General features: G+C 69.6%; 8 protein-coding genes and 1 pseudogene. 6 read left to right on the top strand and 3 right to left on the bottom strand.

Translation table 11 applies throughout. The features are described 5' to 3' along the window. The 5 genes and pseudogenes from mtrA to hpf all read left to right on the top strand — a co-directional run. On the top strand, positions 1-677 hold a 677-nt coding region (mtrA, locus tag ON27_RS21780; protein WP_043730837.1), incomplete at its 5' end, for an MtrAB system response regulator MtrA. Between the two features lie 8 nt (positions 678-685). Further along, positions 686-2488, top strand: a pseudogene (mtrB, locus tag ON27_RS21775) (MtrAB system histidine kinase MtrB); the annotation flags it as partial. A gap of 578 nt (positions 2489-3066) precedes the next feature. Continuing rightward, complete coding sequence (gene lpqB, locus ON27_RS21770) at positions 3067-4884, top strand: MtrAB system accessory lipoprotein LpqB (protein ID WP_051046869.1); 1818 nt, start codon at positions 3067-3069, stop codon at positions 4882-4884. A 245-nt stretch (positions 4885-5129) separates the two neighbouring features. Next, complete coding sequence (locus ON27_RS21765; protein ID WP_043730830.1) at positions 5130-5774, top strand: ComF family protein; 645 nt, start codon at positions 5130-5132, stop codon at positions 5772-5774. Positions 5775-6073: 299 nt separating this feature from the next. Then, complete coding sequence (gene hpf, locus ON27_RS21760; protein ID WP_373282776.1) at positions 6074-6688, top strand: ribosome hibernation-promoting factor, HPF/YfiA family; 615 nt, start codon at positions 6074-6076, stop codon at positions 6686-6688. A gap of 216 nt (positions 6689-6904) precedes the next feature. On the opposite strand, the gene ON27_RS21755 is transcribed toward hpf, so the two are convergent. Genes ON27_RS21755 through ON27_RS21745 form a run of 3 tightly spaced genes read right to left on the bottom strand, consistent with a single transcriptional unit; the run spans position 6905 to position 8617 of the window. After that, complete coding sequence (locus ON27_RS21755; RefSeq protein WP_043730826.1) at positions 6905-7429, bottom strand: hypothetical protein; 525 nt, start codon at positions 7427-7429, stop codon at positions 6905-6907. Positions 7430-7476: 47 nt separating this feature from the next. Next, the gene (locus ON27_RS21750; RefSeq protein WP_051046867.1) at positions 7477-7905 is read right to left on the bottom strand and encodes a hypothetical protein; all 429 of its coding nucleotides are present in this window, start codon (positions 7903-7905) and stop codon (positions 7477-7479) included. Positions 7906-7915: 10 nt separating this feature from the next. After that, positions 7916-8617: a helix-turn-helix domain-containing protein gene (locus tag ON27_RS21745; protein ID WP_043730823.1), complete on the bottom strand. Its 702-nt coding sequence runs from the start codon at positions 8615-8617 to the stop codon at positions 7916-7918. A gap of 311 nt (positions 8618-8928) precedes the next feature. Here ON27_RS21745 and ON27_RS21740 point away from each other — a divergent pair. Further along, positions 8929-9855, top strand: a 927-nt coding sequence (locus ON27_RS21740; protein ID WP_043730821.1) for a thiolase family protein, incomplete at its 3' end; no start/stop codon positions are given.

Genomic DNA, 9855 nt, shown 5'->3' with positions numbered 1-9855 from the left:
TGAAGCCGAAGATTCTGGTCGTCGACGACGATATGGCACTCGCTGAGATGCTCACGATCGTCTTGCGCGGGGAAGGGTTCGACCCGCATGTGGTCGGCGACGGCACACAGGCCCTGGCGGCGGTTCGCGAGCTCCGCCCAGATTTGGTGTTGCTGGACCTGATGCTGCCCGGCATGAACGGCATCGACGTGTGCCGCGTGCTGCGGGCCGATTCCGGGGTTCCGATCGTGATGCTCACGGCCAAGACCGACACGGTCGACGTCGTGCTGGGTCTGGAGTCGGGCGCCGACGATTACATCGTCAAGCCCTTCAAGCCGAAGGAGCTCGTGGCCCGGGTGCGGGCGCGGCTGCGCCGCACCGAGGAGGAGCCGGCCGAGCTGCTGTCCATCGCCGATATCGTGATCGATGTGCCCGCGCACAAGGTCAGCCGCGGCGGCGCGCAGATCTCGCTGACGCCGCTGGAGTTCGACCTGCTCGTCGCCCTGGCCCGCAAGCCCCGCCAGGTGTTCACCCGTGAGGTCCTGCTCGAGCAGGTCTGGGGTTACCGGCACGCCGCCGACACCCGTCTGGTGAACGTCCACGTGCAGCGGTTGCGGGCGAAGGTCGAGAAGGATCCCGAGAACCCGGAGATCGTGCTGACCGTCCGCGGTGTGGGTTACAAGGCCGGACCACCGTGATCGATGGCGTGATCGCGCGTCTCCAACGATCGCTGGCTCCGGTGGTGGCCTGGTTCCAAGCGGTCGGCATTGCCTTAGGCCACCTCTGGCGCCGCTCCCTCCAGTTGCGCGTCATCGTGTCCACGCTGACGCTGTCGCTGATCGTCATCACGATTCTGGGCGTGGTGCTGACCAGTCAGATCACCGACCGGCTGCTGGACGCCAAGATCAACGCCGCGGTCGAGGAGATGGACCGGGCCCGCAACACGGTGGAGAGCCAGCTGGCGGGCGTGCACGATATCGGCGCGCAACCGCAGCGGTTGGAGGAAGCTCGCAACGCGCTGTCCAACCGCGGCGGCACCGGCCAGTCCACCGGCGCAGCGGGCAGCTTCGACTCGGCGCTGAGTGTCATCGGCGGGATGCCGCCGCAGCAGATCCCCCGCGGCCCGATCCAGGAGGTGCCCGACGAACTGCGCCGGTTCGTGCAGCGCAACCAGGTCAGCTACCAGTTCGCCACCGTCGAGGACGCGGACGGGTACAGCGGGCGCGCGCTGATCATCGGCAGCCCGAGCGCGGAGATCCCGACGCTGGAGATCTACCTGATCTTTCCGCTCGCCAACGAGGAACGCAGCCTCGCGCTGATGCGCGGCACCATGCTGGTCGGCGGCATCGTGCTGCTGGTGTTGCTCGCCGCGATCACCGCGCTGGTCACCAGGCAGGTGGTCCTGCCGATCCGCTCGGCGGCGCGGATCGCGGGCCGGTTCGCCGACGGCAGGCTCAAAGAACGCATGCTGGTGCGCGGCGAGGACGACATGGCGCGGCTGGCCCAGGCGTTCAACGAGATGGCCGAGAGTCTGTCCAACCAGATCACCCAGCTGGAGGAGTTCGGCAATCTCCAGCGCCGGTTCACCTCCGACGTCAGCCACGAGCTGCGCACGCCGCTCACCACCGTCCGCATGGCCGCCGATCTCATCCACGGCAGCAGTGACGATCTCGACCCCGCCCTGGCCCGCAGCGCCGAGTTGCTGGTCAACGAGCTGGACCGGTTCGAGGGCCTGCTCAACGACCTGCTGGAGATCAGCAGGCACGACGCGGGCGTCGCCGAACTCCAGGTCGAGTCGCTGGACGTGCGGATGTGCGCGCGGGCCGCGATCTCGACCGTGCGGCACCTGGCCAAGGACGCCGGGGTCGAGGTGATCACGGACCTGCCGGAGGAGCCGCTGGTCGCCGAGGTCGATCCGCGCCGCGTGGAGCGGGTGCTGCGCAATCTGCTCGCCAACGCCATCGACCACAGCGAGGGCAAGCCGGTGCTGATCCGGATGCGCGGCGACTTCGATGCCAACGCCGTCGCCGTCGTGGTGCGCGACCAAGGCATCGGCCTGCGGCCCGGCGAGGAGAAGCTGGTCTTCAACCGGTTCTGGCGTTCGGATCCCTCGCGTATGCGCCGCTCCGGCGGCACCGGCCTCGGTCTGTCGATCAGCGTGGAGGACGCGAACCTGCACGAAGGCAAGCTCGAAGCCTGGGGCGAGGTCGGCGTCGGCGCCAGCTTCCGCTTGACGCTGCCGCTGGTGCGCGGCAAGAAGCTCGGCGCGAGTCCGCTGCCGCTGGAACCGGGCCGCAAGTCGATGCGCGTGGTCGAGCCGGAGCCGCCCGCCGATTCCGGCCTCCGCGAGCGGGCGGTCGCCGAACCGGAGACGGCGCGGCCGCCGTCCGCCGAGGCGGGCGCCTCGAGCACGCAGGGCGGCGAACCGACGACGACCGAATCGGCAGCGACGCTAGCGTCGGACGCCCTGGCGGATGGCACGGAGCCGAGCGCTTCCGGTCGGCCAGGCGGTCCGGAGGTCACGCGGCCGGGTCCCGGCGAGCCGGAAGCGCCGCTGTCGGATGAGCGGAGCGGACAGCTCGTGCCGCACAGCGCCGGGCGCAACGGCGCGGAGACGGCCGTGGAGGACGCGCGGGTCGGCTCGGATGCACTGGGCGGTGCGGAGACAGCCGTGGAGAACGCGAGCGGCGGCTCGGATGCAAGGGGCGACGCGGAGGAGGCCGTGGAGGACGCGGCGGTCGGCTCGGATGCAGTGGGCGACGCGGAGACGGGCGTCGAGGACGCGGGCGTCGGCTCGGGCGCGCGAGAGGAGGGTTCGACGCGGGCCGAATCGCAGACGCCGGAGACGGCCGACGCCGAACCCGGCATCGGCGCGTCGAATGCCGTGCGGGAGCACACATCGGAGCCGAGCGCGAGTGAGCCGCCCGGCGCGCCGACGCCGGACGACAGCACATCGGCGGAGGACGCGCCCGTATCCGGAGCGAATGGAGCGAATGGAGCGAATGGAGCGAACGGAGCGCCGGCCTCCGAGTCGGCGCGGACCGGTCGCGGCGGGACGCGTGAACCGGGGGACATACAGTCATGAGAATGCGTGTCGGATCTGCGCGAAGGCAGCGGCTGACCGGGCTGGCCGCGGCGGCCATGGCGGTGCTGGTCCCGCTCACCGCGTGCGCCAGCCTGCCGGAGTCCTCGGCCCCGGAGGCGCTGGGCACCATCAACCGCGGGCCGACCTCCGAGGGCCCGCCGCCGCCCGTGGCCAACCGCGATCCCGATCTGCTGCTGCGGGATTTCCTGCAGGCCACCGCCGATCCGGCGAACCGGCATCTGGCCGCCCGGCAGTACATGACGCCCGCCGCTTCCACGCAGTGGGACGACGCCGCGGGCACCGTCATCGTGGAAAAGCCCGACACCCTGCGGGAGTCGCGCTCCGGTGACAAAGCCACCTATCAGATTCGCGCGCGCAAGGTCGGCGAGCTGGCCGCCGACGGCGGGTACCGTCCCAGCGACGATCTCGTCATCGTGGAGAACAAGATCGAGCTGACCAAGGTCGACGGCGAGTGGCGCATCGATGAGCTGCCCGACGGCGTCGTGATGGACTCCACCGCGTTCTTCAAGTCCTACCGCCGCTACGTGCTGTATTTCATCGATCCCGACGCCGATATGGCCGTCCCGGATCTGCGCTGGATGTCGGTGCAGAAGCCGCAGCTGCCCCAGCGGTTGCTCAGCTCGCTGATCGAGGGGCCGCAGCCCGCGCTGGCCTCGATACTGCGCAACAAGCTCACACCGCCGATCGCGCTGCGCGGCACCATCACCAAGCTCAACGGTGAGCCCGACGACGTCGGCATCGGGCTCGGCGGCGTCCGGATCGACTTCGCCGGCGCGTCGGCGCTGAGCCCGCGCGACCGCGAGCTGCTCGCCGCGCAAGTGGTGCTCACCCTGTCCAGCGCCGACATTCTGGGGCCCTATCAGCTGCTCGCCGACGGCAAGCCGCTGGACGAGCGTTTCGCCGCGAACGGATACAGCGCGGCGGACGTGCAGCAGTTCTCGCCGGCCATGTCCGCGCGCAATCAGGTCGGGCTGCACGCCCTGCGCGGTGGTGGCTTGGTGGAGGTCGGCGACAACGGCGGCATCAAGCCCACGCCCGGCTACTTCGGCGGGGTGTCCAACCTGCACTCGGCGAGCCTGTCCCCGGACGGTCAGTTCGTCGCCGCGGTGGCGGAGGCCGGGAGGCCACCGGGGGTGCCGTCGCGCACCCTGATGGTCGGCACGTACGGCGGGAACGCGTTCCCGGTGGCCGAGGGGTTCACCGTCACCCGTCCCTCGTGGACCGCCGACGGCAGCGCCGCGTGGGCGGTGGTCGACGGCGAACGGGTGATCCGTGCGGTCAACGACCGAGGCACCGGCAACGTGTCGGTGCAGAACGTGGACATCTCGGCCCTGACCGCGGCCTCCTCGGCCTCGGCGCCCCGGCTGCCCATCACCGATCTGCGGATCTCCCGCACCGGAGTGCGGGCGGCCATGATCGCCGACGGCAAGGTGTACGTCGCGGTCGTCGTACCCCAACCGGACGGGAAGCTCTCGCTGGCTTCAGCGCTTCCCGTGGGAGTCGGACTCAGCACGGCGGCGGTGTCGGTGGATTGGCTGGACGCCGACTCGATCATCATCGCGCGCGAGGGCAATGTCGACCCGGTGAGCACCGTATCGGTGGACGGGTCGGAACCGACGCCGCTGACTTCACAGAATTTGACCGCGCCGGTGCGCTCGGTGAGCGCGAGTTCGGATCGTCAGTACGTCGCCGACTCGCGCGCGGTGCTGGAGCTGACTTCGGCTCCGGACCAAGGCCAGCCGTACTGGCGTGAGGTCCCCGGCTTGGGCGCTAACGCCATCCCCGTCCTTCCCGGCTGAGGCGCGCCCGTCCGCGCGGTGTCGAACGCCTCGGACGTCGCGGGACCGGGCCGGGACATCGTTCCCCGGGTGGCCGGTAATCGAGGGCTGGCGGCTCGTGCAGGCCGCGGCAACACGCGCTCCTGGCTGCGGCGTGAGCGCGCCGAGCAATCGCGGAAACGGCGGCGCGGCAACATGAGCACTGCCTGTGGACTGTCGCAGGCACGTCGGGCGAACCTGTCGGCGTCCGGGCGCACACTGTGCCGATGCGAACCCTGCTCGATTTGGTGCTGCCCTCCGTCTGCGCGGGCTGTGGACGTTCCGGAGCCGGTTGGTGCGCCGACTGCGCCGTCGTGCTGACCGGTCCGCCGGTGCGGGTGTGGCCGCGCACCGACCCGGGCGTCCCGTGCTGGGCGCTCGGTCCGTACGCGGGCCCCGCGCGCCGGGCGGTGCTCGCCGCCAAGGAACGCGGACGACGGGATCTGGCGACGCCGCTGGGGGCGGCTTTGGCGGGCGCGCTCGCCGAATTACGCGCGCCGGGTCGGCCCCTGGTGGTGGTGCCAGCGCCGAGCAGAACCGTGGCGGCGCGGCGTAGAGGTGGTGATCCGGTGCTGCGCGCCGCGTCGGCGGCTACGGAGCGGTTACCGGGCGCCCGCATGGTACCCGTGTTGCGGGTGGGGCGTGGCGTGCGGGATTCGGTGGGCTTGACACCCGCCGAGCGGGCTCGGAACCTGGATGGGCGGGTGGCCGCGGTCGCCGGTCGTGCCGCCGCAGCGGAGATTCCGCCGAACGCCGAGGTGGTCTTGGTCGACGACGTGCTGACCACCGGAGCGACGGCTCGCGAGTCGGTGCGCGCTCTGCGGTCGATCGGATTGCCGACACATGGCGTTCTGGTGACCTGTGCTGCTTGAATCCGGGAAATTTGCGTGAATACTGGCGATCAGCCCGTTGGCGGACTAGCGTCGCGAACACACACCCGAACCGCAAGTTTGGAGGTGGCGCCTCGGACATTTGTGCCGAGTACTTGTCGCTCGGCACGGTTCAATCCCGCCGCACTGGAATCGGTCGGTGCGGCCAGATCCGGGAGGTACGCGTGACGACTTCTTCACGACCTTCAGTGAAAGATCCCGCTACTTCGGTGCTGGATTCCGGCGCCCAGGAAGCACCAGAGCAACCCGCAGCGGAACGACCACGTGCGCCACGCGGCGACATCGTGGTGAAGGGCCGCAACGTCGAGGTGCCCGACCACTTTCGTATTTACGTCGCGGAAAAACTCTCCCGATTAGAACGCTTCGATCCGTCGATCTTCCTCTTCGACGTGGAGCTGTTCCACGAGCGCAACCGTCGTCAGCGCAAGAACTGCCAGCGCGTCGAAATCACCGCGCGTGGAAAGGGTCCCGTTGTGCGGGCGGAGGCCTGCGCGGACAGCTTCTACGCCGCCTTCGAGTCGGTGACCGCCAAGCTGGAGAGCCGGTTGCGCCGCACCAAGGACCGGCGGCGGGTGCACTACGGCGACAAGACCCCCCTGTCCGTCGCGCAGGCCACGGCCGATCTGGTGGACGACTCGCTGTTCGATCGGCTCAGTGAGTCCGGCGCCGCGCACGCCCACGCGGAGCAGGAAAGGGAACCGGACTACGAGGCGGGTCCCGGCCATATCGTGCGCACGAAGGTGCACTCGGCGACTCCGATGTCCGTCGACGACGCCCTGTACCAGATGGAACTCGTCGGCCACGATTTCTTCTTGTTCCAGGACAAGGAGACCGATAGGCCGTCGGTGGTCTATCGCAGGCACGCCTTCGACTACGGTCTGATCCGGCTGGCCTGACGATTCTGTCCCCTTCCCGCTGCTCCGGGCATTCGGCTCACCTGCTGGATGCCCGGAGCAGTGTTCGAAAGCCGGTGCGGCGGAGCGCGGATGCCGCGCTCGCGCAGGATCGGCGTCGCGGTACCGCACCCCACGGCTCGGTCGCGGTGGCGCACGCGACGCCGCCCGGTACGGCCACCGCGACGACGACGATCGGTGGTACCCGGATCGGCGTTGTCACCGCCGCCGGTCGCGGAAGAACGTGCGGTGCAGCAGGGAATCGCGGCGCGGCGGCCGCATGGCGTGCAGCATCACCATGTCGGCGAAGGTCTCCGCGTCGCGCTCGCGCAGCGTGCCGTAGTCGGTGCGGCCGAGCACGTGGGCGATCGACTCCGGCGAGATCGAGGGCAGCAGGTCGGCCACCGCCGCCACCGTCGGTGCGTTGACGATCGGGTCGCCGGTTTCGGTCCGCTCCGGGCCGTGGCCCAGCAGCATGTGCCCGAGTTCGTGCATGATGATGTGCTCGGCGTGCCATTCGGTGGTGTCGGCGCCGTAGACGATGACGTCGCTGTCCTGTTTCGCGATCCACAAACCGCTGCCCGTGCCGCATCCGGTGCCGGCGAGTAACGCGGTATCGATCGGTAGCAGGCTGATGCTGCGGCCCCGGTATTCCGCGACGTCGTCGAGGTAGGTGCGCAGATCCCATGGGTGGGGTATCGGTAGGTCCCGGGTCAAGCTCCGGAACCGGGCCTGGATGGCCATGTGATCGGTCTCCTACAAAAGCTCAGCGGCCCATGTAGGTAAGCATGTTACCGACTCGGCGGCGCCGACTCCGCCGTGCTCTGGATGATCTTGGCCAGCATCGCCCGATCGATGTTCGAACCGCGCAGCGCGATGCTGGCGACGTTCGCGTCGCGCATGGTGGCGAGCAATTCCAGTTCCCGGTCGATCGCGTCCGCGGCGGGGCCTGCGGTGAGCAGATAGTCGGCGGCGACACCGAATCCCCGCGCCACTGCGGCCAGGATCTCGGCATCGGCGGCTGCGTGCTGGTCGAAATCCCCGTCGCGCAGGCGCGTCAGGTAGCTCGCCGACACCGGCCGTCCGATGAACTCGCTCACCTGCGCCGCGACGGATTCGGTGCTGCGCTCCGGCGCGGAGCGCGGATGCACGACGGCGAACAGCCGATTGATCTTGTGGCTCAGTGCCAGCGCCGCGCCGTGTGGTCCGTCCTCGGTCATGCCTGCCTCGTCACTCGCCGTTTCGAACCGGTGCCGTCGCCGCGTTGGCCGCCAGCCAGCGTGCGCGGAATCGGGCTTCGGTCGCTGCATCGATGTCCTCCGATCGACCGGCCAGCCAGCGGCGGTACCGGCGTTCCTGTAGCTCACCGGGATCACTGGCCTCCGCGGGGACCGCGAGCAAATGAGCGAAGGCCATCTCGACCAGTGGGTGCACTTGCCTGCCCGGCCCGCCGTTGCGTTCGAGCATGGCGGTGGCGTACCGCGCGGAAAGTTTGGAGACCACCCGGTTGAGTTCCGCGATCGCCGCGACCACCTGAGGGTCGTCGGTGCGACCGTTCTCGACGGCATCGGTGAGTCGGCCCGATGCCGCGAGAAGCCCGGTGAGGTCGGAGATTTCGAAGCGGATGGCGTCCGGCCCCGCCACCACGGATTCGCCCGCGGCGCGGGAGGTGTTCGCGGGTTCGTCGGCGGCGGGCACGCCGCCCGCGTACGTGCGCGCCGCGCTGCCCGGCAGCCATCGCAGCGGGGCGTCGAGCTTGTTCAGCGTTTGCATGCTGATCGCGGCCTCGCCGTCTTCGATCTTCCGGATGGTCGGCGCCGAAGGTCCCCCGAGGTCGCCGATCTGTAGCTGGGTGAGGCCGAGCTCGTCCCGGCGTTCTCTGATGATTCGCCCGAATCTCTTCTGCCGCGACAGCTCCGAAGGGCTATGCATAGTGCGTCCATAGTAAGCCGATCGCAGGAACTAGGCAAATCGATAGAAACTGTTTGGAAAGTCGGTAGAAAGTTTGGTACGGTGTTTTGCGTCGGATGGCCGGGGAGCCATGTGGCCGGTTCCGGAACGGGCAGGGGCGTTCGCCGGGACGGACGTCTCCGGTCTGCCGCGCAACGGCGCGTGGCAGGCCGGGTTTCAGCGGCGGTGGAGGGGATCGTCGCTGCGTCGGGGTTCACCGTCGGCGAAGGGGGTCGACGGTGAACTTACTTTGCAGTAAGTTTGGTGGTCCGAGGCTTTCGAAAGGAAATCGCATGGCCACCAAAGCTGCTCGCCGTGCCGTGATCGTCTCCGGTGCTCGCACGCCGTTCCTGCGGGCGTTCACCGGATACACCCGGATGGACTCCATCGCGTTGGCCGACGCCGCGGTCCGCGGCTTGCTGGAGCGCACGGGGCTGCCCGGCGCGCAGGTGGAAGCGATCGTCTGGGGTGGCGTCATCCTGCCCAGCGCGGCGCCGAACATCGCTCGGGAGATCGCGCTGGATCTGCGGCTGGACCCGGGCTGTGAGGGCTACACGGTGACCAGGGCGTGCGCCTCCGGCTTGCAGGCGGTCACTTCCGCCGCGGCCGCGATCGAGCGGGGCGAATACGACGTCATGATCGCGGGCGGCAGCGATTCCACGTCGAACGCCGAGGTGAAACTGCCCCAGAAGGTCGTGCACGCGGCAGCGCCGCTGGCGCTGGGTAAGCCGAAGCCCAAGGACTACCTGTCCGCGGTCGCGCGCCTGGCGCCCTTCACCGACCTGCTGCCGAGCCGGCCGAGAATCGCCGAGCGCACCACCGGGGAGGTGATGGGCGAGTCGGCCGAGAAGATGGCCCGCATCCACGGCGTGAGCCGCGCCGACCAGGACGAGTTCGCCGTCCGCTCGCACCATCGCGCGGCGGCGGCCATCGAATCGGGCCGATTCGACGACGAGGTGCTGCGGGTGCGCACACCCGAGGACGCGGAGATCCTGCGCGACGGGCTGGTTCGCGCCGACACCAGCGTCGCGAAACTGGCGGGCTTGCGGCCGGTTTTCGCAGCCGACGGCAGCGTCACCGCGGGCAACGCCAGCCCCCTCACCGACGGGGCCGCCGCGGTGCTGTTGATGAGTGAGGAGAAGGCGCACGCCCTCGGGTACCGGCCGCTGGCGGCGTTCCGGTCATGGAGCTACGTGAGCGTCGACCCGGCCGATCAAGTG

The organism is Nocardia asiatica NBRC 100129 (assembly GCF_000308415.1).
GTDB lineage: Bacteria > Actinomycetota > Actinomycetes > Mycobacteriales > Mycobacteriaceae > Nocardia > Nocardia asiatica.
This window is presented reverse-complemented; position numbering and strand designations above follow the sequence as displayed.